22 protein-coding genes, 2 pseudogenes and 1 riboswitch are annotated in these 20,054 nt (G+C 73.8%); of the genes and pseudogenes, 3 read left to right on the plus strand and 21 right to left on the minus strand.

Annotated elements, in window-relative coordinates; translation table 11 throughout:
- Positions 1 to 54: 54 nt before the first annotated feature.
- The 7 genes and pseudogenes from thiC to thiE all read right to left on the minus strand — a co-directional run bounded on the left by thiC (position 55) and on the right by thiE (position 6,212).
- The gene (gene thiC / locus AC5L34_RS01850) at positions 55 to 1,647 is read right to left on the minus strand and encodes a phosphomethylpyrimidine synthase ThiC (protein ID WP_494823678.1); all 1,593 of its coding nucleotides are present in this window, start codon (positions 1,645 to 1,647) and stop codon (positions 55 to 57) included.
- Positions 1,648 to 1,664: 17 nt separating this feature from the next.
- Positions 1,665 to 2,453: a bifunctional hydroxymethylpyrimidine kinase/phosphomethylpyrimidine kinase gene (thiD, locus tag AC5L34_RS01855; protein ID WP_441175518.1), complete on the minus strand. Its 789-nt coding sequence runs from the start codon at positions 2,451 to 2,453 to the stop codon at positions 1,665 to 1,667.
- A 272-nt stretch (positions 2,454 to 2,725) separates the two neighbouring features.
- Positions 2,726 to 3,319 (minus strand): annotated as a pseudogene (locus tag AC5L34_RS01860) (thiamine phosphate synthase); the annotation flags it as partial.
- Between the two features lie 71 nt (positions 3,320 to 3,390).
- Complete coding sequence (locus AC5L34_RS01865) at positions 3,391 to 4,161, minus strand: thiazole synthase (RefSeq protein ID WP_088998377.1); 771 nt, start codon at positions 4,159 to 4,161, stop codon at positions 3,391 to 3,393.
- A gap of 4 nt (positions 4,162 to 4,165) precedes the next feature.
- Positions 4,166 to 4,366, minus strand: coding sequence for a sulfur carrier protein ThiS (thiS, locus tag AC5L34_RS01870; RefSeq protein WP_441175517.1), 201 nt, complete (start codon positions 4,364 to 4,366; stop codon positions 4,166 to 4,168).
- Positions 4,357 to 5,592: a glycine oxidase ThiO gene (gene thiO, locus AC5L34_RS01875; protein ID WP_441175516.1), complete on the minus strand. Its 1,236-nt coding sequence runs from the start codon at positions 5,590 to 5,592 to the stop codon at positions 4,357 to 4,359. Before thiO ends, thiS begins: the two co-directional genes overlap by 10 nt.
- Positions 5,586 to 6,212 carry a thiamine phosphate synthase gene (thiE, locus tag AC5L34_RS01880; protein ID WP_441175515.1) on the minus strand — a complete coding sequence of 209 codons (627 nt, stop codon included), beginning with the start codon at positions 6,210 to 6,212 and terminating at the stop codon, positions 5,586 to 5,588. Before thiE ends, thiO begins: the two co-directional genes overlap by 7 nt.
- Positions 6,207 to 6,315: riboswitch (TPP riboswitch) on the minus strand. Its footprint overlaps the gene before it by 6 nt.
- 122 nt (positions 6,316 to 6,437) lie before the next feature.
- Between thiE and AC5L34_RS01885 the strand changes: the two genes are divergently transcribed.
- A complete protein-coding gene (locus tag AC5L34_RS01885) occupies positions 6,438 to 6,770 on the plus strand; it encodes a hypothetical protein (protein ID WP_494823815.1) in 333 nt (110 codons plus the stop codon).
- A complete protein-coding gene (locus AC5L34_RS01890; RefSeq protein ID WP_441175514.1) occupies positions 6,679 to 7,050 on the plus strand; it encodes an endonuclease domain-containing protein in 372 nt (123 codons plus the stop codon). The genes AC5L34_RS01885 and AC5L34_RS01890 overlap by 92 nt, the downstream gene beginning before the upstream one ends.
- Positions 7,051 to 7,323: 273 nt before the next feature.
- Here the strand turns inward: AC5L34_RS01890 and AC5L34_RS01895 are convergent, their stop codons facing one another.
- The 3 genes from AC5L34_RS01895 to AC5L34_RS01905 all read right to left on the minus strand — a co-directional run bounded on the left by AC5L34_RS01895 (position 7,324) and on the right by AC5L34_RS01905 (position 10,752).
- Positions 7,324 to 8,286, minus strand: a complete 963-nt coding sequence (locus AC5L34_RS01895; protein ID WP_441175513.1) for an aldo/keto reductase — start codon at positions 8,284 to 8,286, stop codon at positions 7,324 to 7,326.
- Between the two features lie 139 nt (positions 8,287 to 8,425).
- A complete protein-coding gene (locus AC5L34_RS01900) occupies positions 8,426 to 10,105 on the minus strand; it encodes an ABC-F family ATP-binding cassette domain-containing protein (protein ID WP_494823679.1) in 1,680 nt (559 codons plus the stop codon).
- A 41-nt stretch (positions 10,106 to 10,146) separates the two neighbouring features.
- Positions 10,147 to 10,752 carry a class I SAM-dependent methyltransferase gene (locus tag AC5L34_RS01905; RefSeq protein WP_441175511.1) on the minus strand — a complete coding sequence of 202 codons (606 nt, stop codon included), beginning with the start codon at positions 10,750 to 10,752 and terminating at the stop codon, positions 10,147 to 10,149.
- 196 nt (positions 10,753 to 10,948) lie between these two features.
- On the opposite strand from AC5L34_RS01905, the gene AC5L34_RS01910 reads away from it, so the two are divergent.
- Positions 10,949 to 12,001: a hypothetical protein gene (locus AC5L34_RS01910; protein WP_494823680.1), complete on the plus strand. Its 1,053-nt coding sequence runs from the start codon at positions 10,949 to 10,951 to the stop codon at positions 11,999 to 12,001.
- A 100-nt stretch (positions 12,002 to 12,101) separates the two neighbouring features.
- Here the strand turns inward: AC5L34_RS01910 and AC5L34_RS01915 are convergent, their stop codons facing one another.
- The 11 genes and pseudogenes from AC5L34_RS01915 to map all read right to left on the minus strand — a co-directional run bounded on the left by AC5L34_RS01915 (position 12,102) and on the right by map (position 19,998).
- Positions 12,102 to 13,154 carry a P1 family peptidase gene (locus AC5L34_RS01915; RefSeq protein ID WP_494823681.1) on the minus strand — a complete coding sequence of 351 codons (1,053 nt, stop codon included), beginning with the start codon at positions 13,152 to 13,154 and terminating at the stop codon, positions 12,102 to 12,104.
- A 114-nt stretch (positions 13,155 to 13,268) separates the two neighbouring features.
- Positions 13,269 to 14,099, minus strand: coding sequence for a tRNA pseudouridine(38-40) synthase TruA (truA, locus tag AC5L34_RS01920; RefSeq protein WP_441175508.1), 831 nt, complete (start codon positions 14,097 to 14,099; stop codon positions 13,269 to 13,271).
- A 70-nt stretch (positions 14,100 to 14,169) separates the two neighbouring features.
- Positions 14,170 to 14,730: a 50S ribosomal protein L17 gene (gene rplQ, locus AC5L34_RS01925; RefSeq protein WP_441175507.1), complete on the minus strand. Its 561-nt coding sequence runs from the start codon at positions 14,728 to 14,730 to the stop codon at positions 14,170 to 14,172.
- Between the two features lie 34 nt (positions 14,731 to 14,764).
- The gene (locus tag AC5L34_RS01930; protein ID WP_013735931.1) at positions 14,765 to 15,787 is read right to left on the minus strand and encodes a DNA-directed RNA polymerase subunit alpha; all 1,023 of its coding nucleotides are present in this window, start codon (positions 15,785 to 15,787) and stop codon (positions 14,765 to 14,767) included.
- Between the two features lie 98 nt (positions 15,788 to 15,885).
- A complete protein-coding gene (rpsD, locus tag AC5L34_RS01935; RefSeq protein ID WP_088998366.1) occupies positions 15,886 to 16,512 on the minus strand; it encodes a 30S ribosomal protein S4 in 627 nt (208 codons plus the stop codon).
- Positions 16,513 to 16,525: 13 nt separating this feature from the next.
- Positions 16,526 to 16,933, minus strand: coding sequence for a 30S ribosomal protein S11 (gene rpsK / locus AC5L34_RS01940; protein WP_014440747.1), 408 nt, complete (start codon positions 16,931 to 16,933; stop codon positions 16,526 to 16,528).
- Between the two features lie 17 nt (positions 16,934 to 16,950).
- Positions 16,951 to 17,331, minus strand: a complete 381-nt coding sequence (rpsM, locus tag AC5L34_RS01945) for a 30S ribosomal protein S13 (protein WP_088998365.1) — start codon at positions 17,329 to 17,331, stop codon at positions 16,951 to 16,953.
- Between the two features lie 263 nt (positions 17,332 to 17,594).
- Positions 17,595 to 17,708: a 50S ribosomal protein L36 gene (gene rpmJ / locus AC5L34_RS01950; protein WP_012184307.1), complete on the minus strand. Its 114-nt coding sequence runs from the start codon at positions 17,706 to 17,708 to the stop codon at positions 17,595 to 17,597.
- Positions 17,709 to 17,801: 93 nt separating this feature from the next.
- Entirely contained in the window at positions 17,802 to 18,023 is a 222-nt protein-coding gene (infA, locus tag AC5L34_RS01955) for a translation initiation factor IF-1 (RefSeq protein ID WP_007073013.1), read from the minus strand.
- A gap of 439 nt (positions 18,024 to 18,462) precedes the next feature.
- A pseudogene (locus AC5L34_RS01960) lies at positions 18,463 to 19,032 on the minus strand (DUF1707 SHOCT-like domain-containing protein); the annotation flags it as partial.
- A gap of 114 nt (positions 19,033 to 19,146) precedes the next feature.
- On the minus strand, positions 19,147 to 19,998 hold the full coding sequence (gene map / locus AC5L34_RS01965; RefSeq protein ID WP_101412797.1) for a type I methionyl aminopeptidase: 852 nt from the start codon (positions 19,996 to 19,998) through the stop codon (positions 19,147 to 19,149).
- Between the last annotated feature and the right edge of the window lie 56 nt (positions 19,999 to 20,054).

Genomic DNA, 20,054 nt, shown 5'->3' on the forward strand with positions numbered 1-20,054 from the left:
CGGGCGTCGTCGATCTTCCGGCAGTCCGACAGCTCGGACGGGCGGTCGCGGCGCTCAGGCCAGCGGCAGGTAGACGCGGCCGCCCGAGGAGAGGAACTCCTCCGACTTGTCCTTCATGCCGCGCGCCGCGTACTCCTTCAGCTCCTGGGTGATCTTCATGGAGCAGAACTTCGGGCCGCACATCGAGCAGAAGTGGGCGGTCTTCGCCGGCTCCGCCGGCAGGGTCGCGTCGTGGTACGAGCGCGCGGTCTCCGGGTCCAGCGACAGGTTGAACTGGTCCTCCCAGCGGAACTCGAACCGCGCCTTGGACAGCGCGTCGTCCCACGCCTGCGCCCCGGGGTGCCCCTTGGCCAGGTCGGCCGCGTGCGCCGCGATCTTGTACGCGATCACGCCGGCCTTCACGTCGTCGCGGTCCGGCAGCCCCAGGTGCTCCTTCGGGGTCACGTAGCAGAGCATGGCGGTGCCGAACATGCCGATCATCGCGGCGCCGATCGCCGACGTGATGTGATCGTACGCGGGGGCGATGTCCGTGGTCAGCGGGCCGAGGGTGTAGAACGGCGCCTCGTGGCACCACTCCTGCTGGAGGTCCACGTTCTCCTTGATCTTGTGCATCGGCACGTGGCCGGGCCCCTCGATCATCACCTGGACGTCGTGCTCCCAGGCGACCTTCGTCAGCTCGCCGAGGGTGCGCAGCTCGGCGAACTGGGCGGCGTCGTTGGCGTCGGCGATCGAGCCGGGGCGCAGCCCGTCGCCGAGCGAGAACGTCACGTCGTAGCGCGCGAGGATCTCGCACAGCTCGCGGAAGTTGGTGTAGAGGAAGTTCTCCTCGTGGTGCGCCAGGCACCAGGCCGCCATGATCGAGCCGCCCCGCGAGACGATGCCGGTCACCCGGTCCACCGCCAGCGGCACGTACGGCAGCAGCACCCCGGCGTGCACCGTCATGTAGTCGACGCCCTGCTCGGCCTGCTCGATCACGGTCTCCCGGAACACCTCCCAGCTCAACTTCACCGGGTCGCCGCCGACCTTCTCCAGCGCCTGGTAGATCGGCACGGTGCCGATCGGCACCGGCGAGTTCCGCACGATCGCCTCGCGGGTCTCGTGGATCCGCTTGCCGGTCGACAGGTCCATCACCGTGTCCGCGCCCCACCGGGTCGCCCAGGTCAGCTTCTCCACCTCCTCGGCGACCGACGAGGTGACCGCCGAGGTGCCGATGTTGGCGTTCACCTTCACCAGGAACGCCTTGCCGATGATCGCCGGCTCGCACTCGGGGTGGTTGACGTTGAGCGGCAGCACGGCCCGCCCGGCGGCGATCTCGTCGCGGACGAACTCCGGCGCCATGCCCTCCCGGATCGCCACGAACTCCATCTCCGGCGTCACCACGCCGGCCCGCGCGTACGCGAGCTGGGTGGGGCGCCGGCCGTCGGCGCCGGCGAGCGGGGTGCCCGCACCCCGGACGGGGGCGACGTCGCCGCGTTCGGCGATCCACGGTCCGCGCAGCGGCGGCAGCCCGACCTCCGGGTCGGAGCCGGGTCCGGAGGTGTCGTAGAGCCGGAGCGGCGGGTTGTCGCCGGTCAGTTCCACCTCGGCGAACGGCACCCGCACGTCCGGCCGGGACCCCTCCACGTACACCTTGCGACGTGCCTGCATGACAGCCTCCCTGGTGATCAAGCGGACCAGCCGAAGTGGTCCAGCGGGCCGCGTCCAGCGCCCAGCTCCCAGTCCCGCGCGCCGGTCAGCGCGCGGAAGACGTACTCCTTGGCGGCGGCGACCGCCGTCGGCACCGGGTCGCCGAGGGCCAGCCGCACGGCGATCGCCGCCGAGAAAGAGCACCCGGTGCCGTGGTTGTGCCGGGTGTCGACCCGGGGCCCGCGCAGCAGGGTGGTGACGCCGCCGCCGTGCAGCACGTCGACCGCCTCACCGTCGGCGTCCACGTCGCCGCCGGTCACCACCACGTGCGCCGGGCCGCCGGCCGCGAGCGCCTCGGCGGCGGCGATCATCTCCTCGACCGAGGTCACCGGGCGTCCGGTGATGGCCGCGGCCTCCGCGCAGTTCGGTGTCGCCACCTCGGCGTACGGCAGCAGCCGCTCGACGGCGGCGACCACGCCCAGCCGGTGCCCGCTGGTGGCGACGAGCACCGGGTCGACGACGAGGTGCGGCAGTCGCCCGTCCTTCGCGGCGTCGGCCACCGCGTCGGCGACCGCCGGGGTGCCGAGCATGCCCGTCTTGACGGCGCGGACGGCGAAGTCGGCGAGCACGCTGTCGAGCTGCTCGGTGACCGTGCGCGGCGGCAGCGGCAGCACGGCGTCGACGCCCCGCGTGTTCTGCGCGGTGACGGCGGTGAGCACGCTGGTGCCGTACGCGCCGAGGGCCGCGAAGACCTTCAGGTCGGCCTGGATGCCGGCGCCGGCGCCGGAGTCCGAGCCGGCGATGGTGAGCACGGTCGTCGGGGTCATCGTTCCTCTTCCGTGGTGGCGTACGGGAGCCCGCGCGGGGCCGGCGCGGTGGTGACGGTTGACGGCTGCGCGGGCGCGGCGCTCGGGGGCTGCGGCCGACCGTGCCCACTCCGGGCGGTCAGGCTTGATCCCTCCGTGGGCACGGTCGGCCGCAGCCCCGTCCCGGAGACCTCCGTGCGGTCGTGCCGGCCGCACGTCGCCCCGGCAGGATCTGAGCTGCCGTGCCAGGTCCGCGTCGCCCCGGCGGGATCTGGACCGCCGTGCCGGCTCCGGCTCGCCGTGGCGGCGGCTGCCGTGAGGGTGGCTGCCGCAGTCCCGGGGTCGTCGGCGCGCATGACGGCACCCAGCACCGCCACCCCCACGGCACCCGCCTCGACGCAGGCGGCCACCTGCTCCGGGCTCCGTACTCCGCCGAGCGCCAGGACCGGCACGGGGCTGACCGCGATCAGCGCGCCGAGCCCGTCCGGGCGCAGCGGTGGGCCGTAGCCGGGCTTGGTGCTGGTCGGGTAGACGGGCGAGAGGGTCGCGTAGTCCTCCGTGGTCAGGCGCGCCAGCTCCGCCCGGTCGTGGCAGGAGCGGCCCACCAGGCCGAGGCGCGGCGGCGGGTACGGTCCCGCCGACGGCAGGTGCACAGCGTCCCCGTCGAGCGGGTCGGGGCCGGCGACGATCAGCGTGCCGCCCGCCTCGGCGAGGATCGCGCGCAGGTCGACGGCGAGGGCGGCGCGCTCGGCCCGGGGCAGGTCCTTCTCCCGCAGCACCACCCACCGCACTCCCCCGGCCACCGCCCCCGCCACGACCTCGGCCAGCGGCCGCCGCGCCTGCCACCGGTCGGTCAGCAGCAGGACGCCGGCCGGCCCGCCCGAGATCTTGGTAGGAGACGGCCCCTCCAGGGGCCCCTCCGTACCAAGATCCGCAATAGCGGGACCGGGGCCGGCGGTCACAGGTCCGGCCGTCCCTCGTCGGGGGTGGAGGCGAGCGCGTGGAAGCGCCGGGCGATCCGGCCCGCCCCGTACGCGAGCCGGCCCGCCTCGACCGCGTACCGCATCGCGGTGGCCATCGCCACCGGGTCGGCGGCGCGGGTGACCGCGCTGGCGAGCAGTACGGCGTCGCAGCCCAACTCCATGGCGAGCGCGGCGTCGGAGGCGGTGCCGATGCCGGCGTCCAGGATCACCGGCACGTCGACGCCCTGCCGGATCAGCCGGATGTGATGCGGGTTCGACACGCCCAGGCCGGAGCCGATCGGCGCGCCCGCCGGCATCACCGCGGCACAGCCGACGTCGGCCAGCCGGCGCGCCAGGATCGGATCGTCCGACGTGTACGGCAGCACCACGAACCCGTCGTCGACGAGCTCCTCGGCGGCGCGCAGCAACTCCACCCCGTCGGGCAGCAGCGTGCGTTCGTCGCCGATCACCTCCAGCTTCACCCAGTCCGTGCCGAACGCCTCCCGGGCCAGGTGCGCCACCTTGACGGCCTCGCCCGCCGTGTAGCAGCCGGCGGTGTTCGGCAGCAGCCGCACGCCGCAGCGGTCCAGCAGGTCCAGCAGTCCGCCGGCGGTGCCGGGGGCGGTGTCGACCCGGCGCAGCGCCAGGGTGACCAGTTCGGTGCCGGAGGCGCGGATCGCGTCCTCCAGCACCCGCAGGTTGGCCGCGCCGCCGGTGCCGAGGATCAGCCGGGACGTGAAGCTCACGCCACCCAGGTCGAAGCTCACCCCGTCACCCGCCCTGCGCGGCGCTGAGCACCTCGACGCGGTCGCCGTCGCGCAGCACGGTCGCCGGCCAGCCCGTACGCGGCACCACCTCGCCGTTGACCGCGACGGCGAGGCCGCGCTGCTGGTCGGTGACCGCGCGGACGAGGTCCGCCACCGTCGAGCCGCCGGGCAGGTTGCGCCCGGCACCGTTCACCGTCAGTTCCACGTGTGCTCCTCCTCGGGTACGAAGGGACCGGCCCGCCCGGCCGCCGCGACGTCCGGCCCGGCGGATCCCGTTGGTCCGGCGGCGGACGGCGCAGCGGCGGCACCCGCCCCGACGGGTGCGGACGGTGCGGCGGCACCCCCCGCGACAGCAGCGGACGGCGCGAACCGGGCCGGGGTGAAGGGGGCGAGCAGCGGGTCCACCACGCCCGTGACGACCAGGTCGGCGATCAGGTCGGCGGTGACCGGCGTGAGCACGATGCCGTGCCGGTGATGCCCGGTCGCGGCGAGCACGCCGGGCCGGCCGGGCAGCGGGCCGAGGATCGGGGCGTTGTCGGGGGTGCCGGGGCGCAGGCCGGCGAGGGTCTCCACCAGGTCGTACTCGGCCAGCTCGGGCAGCAGGTCGACAGCGGCGCGGAGCAGGCGCAGCACCGCCCCGGCGGAGACGTCGGTGTCGGAGCGCTCCTCGACGGTCGCGCCCACCACCACCTCCCCGTCGACGCGGGGGACGAGATAGACGTGCTCGCCGTCGGCGTACCCCCGGATGACGTGCCGGAAGCCCGGCGCGCCGCCACCGGGCGCGCGGAGCCGGACCATCTGGCCCTTCACCGGTCGCACCGGCAGTCCCGTCAGGGCCGCCGCGCCGCAGCCGGCCGCGACGACCGTGACCCGGGCGTCCACGTCGGACAGGGCACGCACGGCGGCGGGCACCAGCGCGGCGCCGGCCCGCTCGGCGGCCACGCGCAGCGCCGGCACCAGCCGGCGCGGGTCGACCTGGTGGTCGGTGGCGGCGAACGCCCCGCCGCGCACCCGGGGGGCCAGCGCCGGCTCGCGGTCCCGCAGCGCCGACGGGCGCAGCGGCGTCACCGGCAGCCCGATCCCCTGCTGGTACGCCCACAGCCGGCGCGCCTCGGCCAGGTCGTCGGCGGTCAGCCCGACCATCAGCGTGCCCTCGCTGCGGTAGCCGACGTCCACGCCGGTGGCGGCCGTCAGCTCGGCGGCGAACGCCGGCCAACGGGCGGCGGAGGCGGTCAGCAGCCCGGTCAGCTCGTGCTCGCCGAAGTACGCCTCCGCGACCGGGGCGAGCATCCCGGCGGCGACGTGGGACGCGCCGGAGCCCGGGGCGGGATCGTGCACGACGACCCGCAGTCCGCGCTGCGCGCAGCGCCAGGCGATCGCCAGCCCGACCGGTCCCGCCCCCAGCACGGCGACGTCCGGCCGGTTCAGCACCCCAGGGCTCCCAGCAGTTCCGCCGTCGCCCGGGCCGGATCGGCAGCCCCGGAGAGCGCCCCCACCACCGCCACCCCGTACGCCCCGGCCGTCAGCAGCGCGGGCACGTCGGCGGCGGTCACCCCGCCGATCGCGACGACCGGCACGTCCACGGCGGCGGCGACGGCGCGTACCCCGGCCGGGCCGATCGGTGCCGGCAGCCCATCCTTGGTGCTGGTGGCGTTGCAGGGGCCAACGCCCAGGTAGCTGGCTCCGGCGGCGACCGCCTCGGCCGCCGTACCCGGCTCGCGGGCGGTGGCGCCGAGCACCGCCGTCGCGCCGAGCACCCGGCGGGCCGCCCCGACCGGCAGGTCGTCCGCGCCGACGTGCCCACCGGCGGCGCCCACCGCCAGCGCCACGTGCAGCCGGTCGTTCACCAGGCAGGTGGCGTCGTACCGGGCGCAGAGCGCGACGACCCGGCGGGCCAGGTCGTACGCCTCCCGGTCGGTGGCGTCGTCGGTCACCCGGACCTGCACGACCAGTTCCGCGCGGGCCACCGGAAGGGCGGCCCGCAGCACGGCGAGCGGATCCCGCCCGGGGCGGGTGTCGGTGATGAGATGCAGTCGTCCGAGGGACGGCACGGCAACACTCCTCCCTGCGCCGGCATTACCCGGATCAGGTTCGACGGTCGGGGGCTCACAGCCCCCCTCTCAGCCCGGTGTACCGGGCTCCCGTGGGTCACTTGCGGGTGTCACCGTACGACGGATCGCCGGATCCGCCAAGGTCGAGCTGCGGATTTCACACCGACCGCCCGAACCCGAGGGACGGGGCGGCGCGTGACCGTCCCGTCACGCGATGCTGTCCGGATGCCCTCCGCCGCCCGGGTGCCGCCCCGCCTGGCCTTCCTGCCGTTCCGGGCCAGCACCGCGATCGCCGACGGCCTTCTGACCTGGACGATGCTGCGCGGGCCGTCCTGGCGGCGGTTCCTCCCCGACGTTCACGTGCACCGCGACGGCTACCGCGCCGACGACCACCGCATGTGGTGCGACGCGGTCGCACTGGCGCTGCCGATCGGCGGGCGATCGCCGGCCGCAGCGCCGCGTACCTGTGGGGCGTCGACCTGCTGGCCCGGGACGCGCCGGTCACCGTCCTGCTGCCGCGCGCCGCACGGATGCGCCTCCACCCGCGTCTCCGGGTGACCCGATCCGTGGTGCCGGATTCCGACCGTACGCGCTTCGGCGGCCTGCCCGTCACCACCGGGTCGACCTGGCGTGGCCGACCCTGCGCGTCGCGGTCGAGTACGACGGTGACCACCACCGGGAGCGCGCCCACTTCCGTCAGGACGTCGCCCGGCTGGACGCGCTGCGCGCGGCCGGCTGGATCGTCCTCCGCTTCACCGCCGACGACGTGCTCCGACACCGGGCCCGCACCGCCGCCCTGGTGAGCCAGGCCCTCCGCGAGCGCCACACCTCCGCCTGACCCACCGACGCCACGCCACGGGGCGGCCGGCCGATCGGCCAGCCAGCCGGACCGGTGCTCGGCCGGTAGGCCGGGGTGGTCGGTCGCCCGGCCCGGTGGAACACCATGGGTGCCTCCGCCACTCCTTGACACCCATGACGTTCCACTGACAGGCACGCGGTAGCGGCTGCGCCCCCGCCCCTGGCGCCAGCATCAGCATCATCGGCGGGCGGGCGGGTCTGCGGGTGACTGGTGGCGCACCGCTCCCGGACGAGGCAGGGCCGGCGCGTCCCGTCAGAAGATCGCGCGCAGGGCGTCGAGGTCCTCGTCGGTGGGCTGCCAGGTGCCCGCCTCCGCGTTGGCGCGTACCTGCTCCGGCGTGGTGGCGCCGGCGATCACCGAGGTCACCGCCGGCTGGGCGGCGAGCCCGCCGATGGCCACCTGGAGCATCGAGAGCCCCCGCTCGGCGGCGTACGCCTCGATCGCCTCGATGGTGTCCCAGTCGGCGGCGGCGAGACGCTGCGCGTACCGGCCGCCACCGGCGAGGCGGCTGCCGGCCGGCGGGGCCTCGTTGCGCCTGTACTTGCCGGTGAGCAGCCCGTTGGCCAGCGGGAAGAACGGCAGCAGCCCGAGGCCGAACCGCTCGCACGCCGGTACCACCTCGGCCTCGACGCCGCGTTCCAGCAGGCTGTAGTGGTTCTGCGCGCTGATGAACCGGGACCGGCCGTTCGACGAGGCCACCCAGTCGGCGTCGGCGATCTGCCAGCCGGCGAAGTTGGAGTTGCCCAGGTAGCGGACCTTGCCGGCCCGCACGAGGTCGTCGAGCGCGGCGAGCGTCTCGTCGATCGGGGTGCCGGGGTCGGGCTCGTGCATCTGGTACAGGTCGATGTGGTCGGTGCCGAGCCGGCGCAGCGACGCCTCCACCGCCCGGGCGATGTAGCGGCGCGCGCCCCGGGCGCCGAAGTCGGGGCCGTTCATGCCCTCCATGTCCATGCCGAACTTGGTGGCCACCACCACGTCGTCGCGCCGGCCCTTGAGCGCCTGGCCCAGCTGTTCCTCCGAGCCGCCCTGCGGTTCGCCGTAGATGTCGGCGCTGTCGAAGAAGTTGATCCCGGCGTCGAGCGCGGCGTCGACCACCGCCCGGGTGCCGTCGAGGTCGAGCTTGCGGCCGAAGTTGTTGCAGCCGACGCCGACCACGGACACCACGAGCCCGGAGTCGCCCAACCGGCGGTAGGTCATCTCTGTCACGAGATCCACCCTATGCCGGCCACGAGCCGCACGCCGAGGAGCTGGAAACCGGCCCGCCCTGGTCAGCCGCGCACGACGGCGACGGCAAGGGCGACGGCGACGGGGCGGGCGACGACCCCGCCGACCGCGAAGAGGCGGTCGGCGGGGGTCAGGCCACGTCCCAGACCGGCTCCGGGGTCTCCACCACCTCGTTGTCGCCCCGGAACAGCACGAACCGGTCGAAGGTGCGGGTGAACCAGCGGTCGTGGGTCACCGCCACCACGGTCCCCTCGAACGCGGTCAGCCCGGCCTCCAGCGCCTCCGCCGAGGCCAGGTCGAGATTGTCGGTGGGCTCGTCGAGCAGCAGCAGCGTCGCGCCGGACAGTTCCAGCAGCAGCACCAGGAAGCGGGCCTGCTGCCCGCCCGAGAGGGTGCCGAAGCGCTGGTCGCCCTGCCCGGCCAGCTCGTAGCGGCTCAGCGCCGCCATCGCGGCGTGCCGGTCCATGCCGGCCCGGTGCTCGTCGCCGCGCCAGAGGATCTCGACGAGGGTCTTCGCCGTCAGCTCCGGCCGGTCGTGGGTCTGCGAGAAGTGACCCGGGCGTACCCGCGCGCCGAGCCGGGCCACCCCGTCGTGGGCCACCGGGGCGAGCGCGGCGGCGCCGTCGACGGGGCCGTTGGCGGGGTCGGGGTCGCTGCCGCCGCGGGCCAGCAGCCGCAGGAAGTGCGACTTGCCCGTGCCGTTGGCGCCGAGCACCGCGACCCGGTCGCCGTACCAGATCTCCAGGTCGAACGGGAAGGTCAGGCCGTCGAGCTCGAGCTGCTCGCAGATGACCGCGCGCTTGCCGGTCCGCCCGCCGGTCAGCCGCATCCGGATGTCCTGGTCCTTCGGCGGTACGGGCGGCGGCCCGGCCTCCTCGAACTTGCGCAGCCGGGTCTGCGCGGCCTGGTAGCGCGACGCCATCCCGTCGTTGTACGCGGCCTTCTGCTTGTACATCAGCATCAGCTCGCGCAGCTTCTGGTGTTCCTCGTCCCACCGCTTGCGCAGCTCGTCGAGGCGGGCGTGCCGGGCCACCCGCGCGGAGTGCCAGCTGGCGAAGCCGCCCGGGTGCACCCAGGCGCTGCCGCCCTCCACGGCGACCACCCGGTCGGCGGTCTGGGCGAGCAGTTCCCGGTCGTGCGAGACGTAGAGCACCGACTTGCCGGACTCGCGCAGCCGTGCCTCCAGCCAGCGCTTGCCCGGCACGTCGAGGAAGTTGTCCGGCTCGTCGAGGAGCAGCACCTCGTCAGGGCCGCGCAGCAGCAGTTCGAGGGCGAAGCGCTTCTGCTGGCCGCCGGAGAGCGTCCGGACCCCCCGTTCCCGGGCGCTGTCCCAGGGCAGGCCGAGCACGATGGTGGCGACCGTGTCGAAGAGCACCTCGGCGTCGTACCCGCCGGCCTCGCCCCAGGCCGCGAGCGCGTCCGCGTACGCCAGTTGGGCCTTGCCTGCGGCGGTGCTGTACTTGCCGCGGACCTCGGCCGCGCGCATGGCAGCCTCGGTCTCGACCAGGCGGCGGCCGGCGTCGCGCAGCGCCGGCGGGGCCAGCGACAGCGCCAGGTCGGCCAGCGTGGAGTTGTCACCGATCATCCCGATGAACTGGCGCATCACGCCCAGCCCGCCGGCCCGCGCGATGGCGCCGGTCTTCACCGGCAGGTCGCCGGCGACCATCCGCAGCAGCGTCGTCTTGCCGGCGCCGTTGGGCCCGACCAGGGCCACCTTGGCGCCCTCCCCGACGCGGAACGACACGTCGGAGAAGAGTTCCCGGCCGTCGGGAAGGATGTGCCCGACCGCTGCCACGTCCACGTATCCCACGTCGGCATCCTGCCCGAGCAGGGGCCCGGCGGCCCAACCATTTACCGGGTGACCCGCAGCACCCGGTAGCCCTTCTGGCTGGCGTGCCGCCCCACCTGCCAGCCCTGCTCGACCAGCCAGCGCTGCAACGAGTCACCGCCGAGGTAGCGGGCCACCACCAGCCAGGCGACGCCGTCCGGGGCGAGCCGGGGCAGCCAGCGCAGCAGGATCCCGTGCAGTTCGTCCTTGCCGACGTGGATCGGCGGGTTGGACCAGATCTCGGCCAAGGTCAGGTCGGCCGGTACGTCGTCCGGGGTGGCGACGCGCACCCGGTCGGCCGCGCCGACCCGCGCCGCGTTGGCCGCGGTGAGTTCGCGGGCCCGTTCGTTGACGTCGACGGCCCACACGGTCGCCGACGGCGCGGAGCTGGCGAGCACGCAGGTGATCGGGCCGAAGCCGCAGCCGAGGTCGAGCAGGGCGCCGGTGGTTTCGGCGGACGGCAGTTCGGCCTTGCGCAGCAGCACCGCCGTGCCGGGGTCGAGGCGGGCGGCGGAGAAGACGCCGGCGGAGGAGGCCAGGGTGTAGTCGCGGCCGGCGACGGAGAACTCGACCTCGCGCGGATTGGCGGCGGTCGTGGGTTCAGCGGTGAAGTAGTGTTCGCCGGTCACGCCGGCAATTCTCGCACCGTCGCCCGGCCCGGCGGCGCGGGCCCGGCGGCCTGGGTCCACGCCGGGGAGGCGCGGCCACAGCGGCACGGCGCAAAACGACCCCGTACGCAATTTCCCATTATTCACGCCTAAAGGGACAATGCCTCCTACTCTGGGCGGCATGGTGTATCGGTACGAGTCCGATGAGGACGCATTCATGGAGTACCCGGAGCCCGGGTCCGACCGGTCGGTGCTCGGTGCCGGTCCGCCTCCCCCGGCCGGGCCCTCCCCCTCCCGCTTCCCGACGCCGTCGCTGCCCCGCGCCAACCGGCTCGTGCTGCCCTCCGCACAGGAGCCGGTCCGTGCCGCCGCGCAGGTGTCGCCGCCGCTGACCGCCCACGTGCAGGCGCAGGCGCCGGTCGAGCCGCCCCCGCCGGCCCCGCCGCTCGCACCGGCCGGGCCTGCCGAGCCGCCCGCGTCGGCAGGTCGGCAGCGCGGCGGCGGCGGTCGGCTGTGGCAGGTCGTGGTCGGCGGCGCGGCCGTCCTCGCGCTGCTCGCGCTCTGCGGCCTCGGCGCCGCCGCCCTGCTGGCCGAGCGCGACAAGAACCCGCAGGCCACGCCCACGGCCCAGCCGGAGGTGGCCGAGTCCGCCGGGGTCGAGCCGCAGGCCCTCGACTCCCGGGACACCGACCAGGCGCCGCTGACCGCCAAGGAGCTCTTCCCCGGCAGGCAGCTCGTCGTCGCCGACGGCGAGCCCGCCTACCGGGTGTTGAAGACGCAGTCCAGCGCCAGCTGCGCGGTGGCGGCCACCGGTGAGGTCGCCGACCTGCTGGTCCGCCTCGGCTGCACCCAGGTGGTCCGGGCCACGCTGCGGACGTCCGACGGCGACCACCTCGTCACCACCGGGCTGTTCAACCTGACCGACCGGGCCAACGCCGAACGCGCCCGCGACCGCATCCGCCTGCTGCTCGACGAGCGGGAGGGCCGGTTCCGGGGCATGGCGGCCAACGAGGACGGCGCGGCGATCGCCACCGCGCCGGCCCGCGTCGGCTGGCAGGTGCGCGGCCACTACCTCGCGTACGCGGTGGTGGCCCGCAGCGACGGCGAGACGATCAGGTCCGGCGACACGAAGGCCCGGGAGATCCTCTTCGACATGATCGAGCTGCACCTCAACCGGGGCGTGCTGGAGCGCCGTGCCGCCGGCGGCACGGCCGGCCAGCCGACCGACGGGGGCGCGGGCGACACCGGCAGCCAGGACGGGGAAGACTGACCGGATCACGACGGGAACGGGTGCGTGGCCCACGGCCGCGCACCCGTTCGCGCGTACGGCCGCCGGTTCCCGTCGCCGCGCGCCCCCGCGTCGAGCCCGGTCACGCCCGCAGTTCGACCCGGTGCGCCCGGAGCAGGTCGAGCATCCGGTCGTGCGGCACGGCGTACTTGACCCGCCCCTCGACGCCGACGGTGGTACGCGCCATGAACAGCGAGTTCAGCAACGCCTCCTCGACGGCCTCCAGCACCGCCGCGAAGACCGGTTCCAGGTCGGACTCCGGCGCCGTCGGGGCCTGCGTGTCGGCGGTGGAGAACGCCAGGGCGTAGTCGCCACTGCCGCCGGCGAAGTCCGAGCCGACGCGCGCCATGGCGAAGATGGCCCGGCGGGCGACGCGACCCAGCTGGCGCGCGTCGAGGCGGCCGTCCGTGGCGACCACGATGACGCAGGAGTTGCCCGGGTGCTCGGGCCGGCCGGGGTGCGCCAGGGTCGGCACCCCCACCTGCTCCGGCCGGACCGGCACCCCGGCCACCTGTAGCACGCCGGAGAAGTTGGCCTGCACCAGCACACCCACGGTGACCGTGCCGCGGGAGGTCGCGGCGAGCCGCGAGGACGTGCCGATGCCCGCCTTGAAGCCGAGCGCGGCCGTGCCCGTACCGGCGCCGACGGCGCCCTCCGCGGGCAGCCCGCCGCGGGCCTCCGACAGCGCGGCGAGGACGTGCTCCGCCCGCACCGGCCGCGCCCGGATGTCGGACAGGTACCCGTCGTTGGTCTCCGCCACCACCGGGTTCAGCGACCCGGCCGTCTCCCGGCCCGGCTGCGCGAGCATGTAGGTGAGCAGCGCGTCCGCGGCCCGGAACGTCGACAGCGTCGCCGTCAGCACCACGGGGGTCTCGATCTCGCCCAGCTCGGCCACCTGGGTCGCGCCGACCATCTTGCCGTGCCCGTTGCCCACGAACAGTCCCGCCGGCAGCGACCGGCGGCCGGTCAGCTGGTCCGGGACGATCGCCGTCACCCCGCTGCGGATGCTGTCGCCCTCGACCAGCGTGGTGTGCCCCACCCGGACCCCGGGCACGTCGGTCACGGCGTTCAGCGATCCCGTCGGCATCGCTCCGACGACGACGCCGAGTTCCCGGCAACGGCGGGGTTCCTGCACGGCTTCCACTCCTTCAGGTCGACGATGCACTGCCGGGCCGGCGCGCGGGCCGTGCGGGCGGCCGGCGGGGCCCGGCCCCGACGACCCGGCGGCCGGGAGGCGAGCCCCGGGCGGTCAGCCTTCCACGGGTACGCGCAGCCGGCGGGTCGCCTCGGCGCGGCGGGCGTACTCGGCCGGGTCCTCGGGGTAGCCGACGGCGACCAGCGTCAGCCCGTGCGCCGGCGCCACGGTCACCTCGCTGGAGCGTTCCCGGCGGGCCAGGAGGCTGCCCGGCCACTCGACCGGCCGGCGCCCGTCCCCGGCGACCAGCATGGCGCCGACGAGGCTGCGCACCATCGCCTGGCAGAACGCGTCGGCCTGCACGGTGGCCACGAGGATGCCGTCGGGGTCCCGCCGCCAGTCCAGCCGGGTCACCTCCCGCAGCGTGGTGGCGTGCTCCTTGCGCCGGCAGTACGCGGCGAAGTCGTGCTCCCCCACCAGCCCGGCGGCGGCGGCGTTCAACGCGGTCAGGTCCAGCGGCTTCGGCCAGGCCAGCACCTCGTGCCGGCGCAGCGGCTCGGCGCCCCAGGGGGCGTCGGTGACCCGGTACTCGTAGCGGCGGAAGGTGGCCGAGAACCGGGCGTCGAAGTCCGCCGGCACCTCGGTCATCGCGCGTACCCGCACGTCGGTGGGGAGCAGTCGGGCCAGTCGGCGCAGCAGCCGCCCGTCCTGCTCACGCCACACGGCGCTCGGCAGGTCGACGTGACAGACCTGCCCCGTGGCGTGCACCCCGGCGTCGGTGCGGCCCGCCACGGTCAGCCCGGTCGCCGTGCCCACGCCGAGCACCAGGTCGAGGGTCTCCACGAGCACCCCGGCGACCGTACGCCGCGTCGGCTGGGCGGCCCAGCCGGAGAAGCCCGACCCGTCGTACGCGACGTCCAGCCGCAGCCGGGTGCGCTCGTCCACTCGTACCTCCGCCTCACGGGGTCGGGCCCGGCACCCCACGTGGGGGTGCCGGGCCCGACGGTGGCCTGGATCAGGCCTTGTCGTTCTCGCCGGCCTCGTCGCTGTCCTCGCGGGCGGCGGCGGTGTCGCCGGACGCCGACACGGGCGGCTCGGCGTCCTGGTCGCCCGAGTTCGACTTCGGGGCGTCCTCGGCCGGGGCGAGCGCCTCGACCTTGTCCTGCTGCGCGGCCTTGCGGGCGGCGGTCTTCTTGTTCGCCTTCGGCTCGGCGACCTGAAGCTCCTCGACCAGCTCGATGATCGCCATCGGGGCGGCGTCACCCTTGCGCGGACCGGTCTTCACGATCCGGGTGTAGCCACCGTTGCGGTTGGCGAACCGGGGAGCGATCTGGTCGAACAGGGCGTAGACCACGTCCTTGTCCTTGACGACGCCCAGCACCCGCCGGCGGGACGCCAGGTCGCCGCGCTTGGCCTTGGTGATGAGCTGCTCGGCCAGCGGACGCAGCCGCCGGGCCTTCGTCTCGGTGGTCTGGATCTTGCCGTGCTGGAACAGCGCGGTGGCCAGGTTGGCCAGCATCAGCCGCTCGTGCGCGGGGCTGCCGCCGAGGCGGGGGCCCTTGGTGGGCGTGGGCATGCTTGGTGCTCCTCAGGTGTGGCGGCAGCGCGGACTAGAGCTGCTCGGTCTCGCGATAGTCGTCGGTGTCGTAGTCGGCCTCGCCAAAGGCGTCCACGACGTGCGCCGGGTCGAAGTTCGGGGCCGAGTCCTTCAGCCCCAGACCCATCCCGGCGAGCTTCATCTTGACCTCGTCGATCGACTTCTGACCGAAGTTGCGGATGTCGAGGAGGTCGGCCTCGGTACGCCCGATGAGCTCACCAACGGAGTTGATGCCCTCGCGCTTGAGGCAGTTGTAGGAGCGGACGGTCAGGTCCAGCTCCTCGATCGGCAGCGCCAGATCGGCCGCGAGCTGGGCGTCCTGCGGGGACGGCCCGATGTCGATGCCCTCGGCGGTCTCGTCCAGCTCCCGGGCCAGGCCGAACAGCTCCACCAGCGTCGAGCCGGCGGAGGCCAGCGCGGTACGCGGGCCCATCGACGGCTTGGTCTCGACGTCGATGATCAGCCGGTCGAAGTCGGTCCGCTGCTCGACACGGGTCGCCTCGACGCGGTACGTCACCTTCAGCACCGGCGAGTAGATCGAGTCGACCGGGATCCGGCCGATCTCGGCGCCGGCCTGCTTGTTCTGGGCAGCCGTGACGTAGCCGCGACCCCGCTCGACGGTCAGCTCCATGTCGAGCCGGCCCTTGCCGTTGAGGGTGGCGAGCTTCAGGTCCGGGTTGTGCACCGAGACGCCGGCCGGCGGCTGGATGTCGCCCGCCGTCACGTCGCCCGGGCCCTGCTTACGCAGGTACATGCTGACCGGCTCGTCGTGCTCGGAGCTGACGCAGAGCTCCTTGATGTTCATGACGAGCTCGACCACGTCCTCCTTGACACCGGGGATCGTGGTGAACTCGTGCAGCACGCCGTCGATCTTGATCGAGGTGACCGCCGCACCCGGGATCGACGACAGCAGCGTGCGCCGCAGCGAGTTGCCCAGGGTGTAGCCGAAGCCCGGCTCCAGCGGCTCGATGGTGAACCGGGACCGGGTCTCGTTGATCGACTCCTCGGAGAGAGTCGGTCGCTGGCTGATGAGCATGTCTTCTCTTCTCTTCCGGGGCGCCCGCCATATGACGCCCACGACAAACTGTTCCGGTGGCCCGCCCCGGAAGGGCGGGCCACCGCAACGAGCTCCGACTACTTGGAGTAGAGCTCGACGATCAACTGCTCCTGGACCTGCGTGTCGATGACCTGGCGGGCCGGGAGCGAGTGCACGAGCACCTTCATCTGGCTGGGGATAGCCTCCAGCCACGCCGGAACCGACTTCGAGCCGGCCTCGGCCTGCGCCACGATGAACGGGGTGAGCTCCTTGCTCTTGCCCCGGACCTCGATGATGTCGTGCTCCTTGACGCGGTACGACGGGATGTCGACCTTCTTGCCGTTCACGGTGAAGTGGCCGTGCTTGACCAGCTGGCGGGCCATGTCGCGGGACTTGGCGTAGCCCGCCCGGTAGACCACGTTGTCCAGCCGCGACTCGAGGATCTGGAGGAGAACCTCACCGGTCTTGGCCTTCTTGCCCACGGCCTCTTCGTAGTAGCCGCGGAACTGCTTCTCCAGCACGCCGTACACGCGGCGGGCCTTCTGCTTCTCACGGAGCTGGAGCAGGTACTCCGTCTCCTTCGTGCGGCCGCGGCCGTGCTGCCCGGGCGGGAACGGCCGGGACTCGAACGGGCACTTCGGGCCATCGCACTTGCTGCCCTTGAGGAACAGCTTCATCTTCTCCCGCCGGCAACGGCGGCAGTCAGCACCGGTGTAACGAGCCATCTCTCTCTACCTCTCAGACCCGACGACGCTTGGGCGGACGGCACCCGTTGTGCGGCTGCGGGGTGACGTCGGAGATCTGTCCGACCTCGAGCCCGGCGGCCTGCAGCGAACGGATGGCGGTCTCCCGGCCGGAGCCGGGGCCCTTGACGAACACGTCGACCTTGCGCATGCCGTGCTCCATGGCCCGACGAGCGGCGGCCTCGGCGGCCAGCTGCGCGGCGAACGGAGTCGACTTGCGGGAGCCCTTGAAGCCCACCTGGCCGGACGAGGCCCAGGAGATGACCGCACCGGTCGGGTCCGTGATGGACACGATGGTGTTGTTGAAGGTGCTCTTGATGTGCGCCTGCCCGTGGGCGACGTTCTTGCGTTCCTTGCGCCGGACCTTCTTGACGGCGGCTCCGGCACGAGCCTTCGGTGGCATAAGTCTGTGCGCTCCTATTACTTCTTGCCGGGCTTCTTCTTGCCGGCGACGGTCCGCTTCGGGCCCTTCCGGGTCCGGGCGTTGGTCTTGGTCCGCTGGCCACGCACGGGCAGGCCCCGGCGGTGCCGGATGCCGGCGTAGCAGCCGATCTCGACCTTGCGGCGGATGTCAGCGGCGACCTCGCGGCGCAGGTCGCCTTCAACCTTGTAGTTGCCCTCGATGTGGTTGCGGAGCTGGACCAGCTCCTCGTCCGTGAGGTCCCGGACGCGCTTGTCCGGCGAGATGCCGGTGGCAGAGAGCGTCTCCAGGGCCCGGGTGCGACCCACGCCGAAGATGTAGGTGAGCGCGATCTCCATCCGCTTCTCGCGGGGGAGGTCGACGCCGACTAGACGTGCCATGTGCGGGCGTACTCCTCGTGATGTTCTGGCGGAGGTGTGGACCCGTCCCACCCCGCTACCGACCGTTCCCCCACCGGCGTCGTGCGCCGGCGACCGGGGACGGTCGCTGCCCGAGCGGGCCCCGGCCTCCGACCGGGGGTCAACCACGAAGAGGTACGCGCTGCGCACCGCTCGCGGCTGGAACGAGCATGTGATTCGTTGTCTGGATCTGCGGCCTGGACCGGTGTCGACCGACCCTTGTCACACGGTCGGCCGGAACTGGTTCAGCCCTGGCGCTGCTTGTGGCGCGGGTCGGTGCAGATCACCATGACCCGGCCGTGCCGGCGGATGACCCGGCACTTGTTGCAGATCCTCTTGACGCTCGGCTTGACCTTCACGGTTGCCTTACTTCCCATCTGGCCCGACGACGCGCCGAGGCGCGACACCGGACGTCGAAGACGGACACGGGGACGTCCCGGCCGTCGTCAGGCTTACTTGTAGCGGTAGACGATGCGCCCGCGGGTCAGGTCGTACGGCGAGAGTTCGACGACGACCCGGTCCTCCGGCAGGATACGGATGTAGTGCTGCCGCATCTTGCCGCTGATGTGAGCCAGCACCTTGTGGCCGTTCGCGAGCTCCACCCGGAACATGGCGTTCGGCAGGGGCTCGATGACCCGACCCTCGATCTCGATGGCTCCGTCTTTTTTCGGCATGTACTCCGCTGTCCTGACGTCGGTTACTCCGGACGGCCCACAACGTCTTACACGGACCACCGATCAAGATCGAATGGCCCGCGCCAGCCGCGGCTCCGACTCCCACCGAAGCGCAGGGTGGGCATGCCGGAGTGGACGCTGTGCGCCGATCAGAAAGTGTACGCCCGCCTGCGGGCCGTCGCCAAACCGGCCAGGAATCGGTGCGTCGGATCGGACAGAACGGGCCATTCACCCCTCGGCGCCGGCCGCCGTCGAGGTCCGGCGCATCCAGTCACGGTTCCTGGAACAGGCGCTAGGCGGCCGACACCGGCCCTTGGCGCTCCTCGTCGGCGGCCGGCAGTTCCCGGTCCGCACCCCGGCGATCCTCCTCGGCGGCGGCCGACAGTTCCCCGCCCGAGGCCCGGCGCTCCTCCTCGGCGGCAGCCAGGGCCCGCTCCGGGTCGCGGGTGCTCCCCTCGGCGGCAGCCAGCTCCCGCTTGCGCGCCCGCTTCGCCCGCCGGCGCTCGCGCCGACGAGCCCGCTGTTCGGCCTGCCGCTGCGGCTCCCCGCCGACGAGCCCGGCGACCGTGCGCACCACGAGCACCCCTCCCCACGGCCCGGCCACCCAGGCGGGCCAGAAGTAGAGCAGATCCGTGGCGAGCGCGGACGTCACCGCCCAGACCGTCACCACGATCGCGACCACCCGCAGGTACGGCAGCCAGACCTCGGCCAACCACCGGGCCGGCACCGACGACGACCGGGCACCTTCCGGCCGCGCGGGGACGGCGTCCGACGGCGCGGGGATGGCGTCCGGCCTCGTGGCGAGCTCCGACGCCGCCGGGGCCGCTGGCGCCGGCAGGTCGGTCACCAGCGCGTCCAACTCGCCGTACGTACGCGAGGCGTACGCCCGCTGCAACCGCTCGTCGTACTCGTGCAGGTCCAGCCGGCCCTCGTCGACGGCCACCCGCAGCCGCTCCGCCACGGCCTGGCGGTCGGCGTCGGCGGCCCGCATCCCGTCGCGTCCCTCCATGCCCGCAAGCATGCCACCGCCCCTCCACCCGGGGCCTGCCGCGCCGACCGCTCCGGACGGCCCGGGTGCCGGCCCGGACAGCTCGGGTGCCGGCCCGGACGGCGGGTCGGGGGCTCAGCGCGCGGGCGAGTCGGCCGGCTGGCGGGAGGTGACCAGCTCACCCAGCCGGGCGCGTCCGCCGTCCGGTGCGGTCAGCACCCAGACGCCGTCCGGAAGCAGCGCCATCGTGTGCTCGACGTGCACCGCCATCGACCGGTCCCGGGTGATCACGGTCCAGCCGTCGGAGAGTTCGACCGTCCGGGGCGAGCCCATCGTGATCATCGGCTCGATGGCCAGCGCCATGCCCGGCACCAGGCGGGGGCCCTTGCCAGGCCGCCCGTGGTTGAGCACGTGCGGGTCCTGATGCATCTCGGTGCCGATGCCGTGCCCGCCGTAGCCGTCGACGATGCCGTACCGCCCGCCCTTGCGGACCGCGTCCTCCACGGCGTGCGAGATGTCGGTGAGCCGGCCCTTGCCGCTGGCCGCGCCGCGGGCCGCCGCCGCGATGCCCGCCCACATGGCGTCCTCGGCCACCGACGCCATCTTCAGCAGCGCCGGATCGACCTCGCCCACGCCGGCGGTGATGGCGGCGTCGCCGTGCCAGCCGTCGAGCACGGCACCGCAGTCGATGGAGATCAGGTCGCCGTCGCGGAGCACCTGCTGCGCCGACGGGATCGCGTGCACGACCTGCTCGTTGACGGACGAACAGATCGAGGCGGGGAAGCCGTGGTAGCCCTTGAACGAGGGGACGGCACCCGCCTCGCGGATGGTCGACTCGGCGATGGCGTCCAGGTCGGCGGTGCTGACCCCGGGGGCGACCGCCTCCCGCATCCGACGCAGCGCCTCGGCGACCACCAGCCCGGCGGCGCGCATCTTCTCGATCTGGTCAGGGGTCTTCAGCTGGATGTCCAGCTGGGGACGACGCATGGAGCCGTTACCTTTCGTTGCCGATGCCGAAGAGCGGGGCACGTCGCACGTACCCC

The organism is Micromonospora sp. ZG13 (assembly GCF_059359355.1).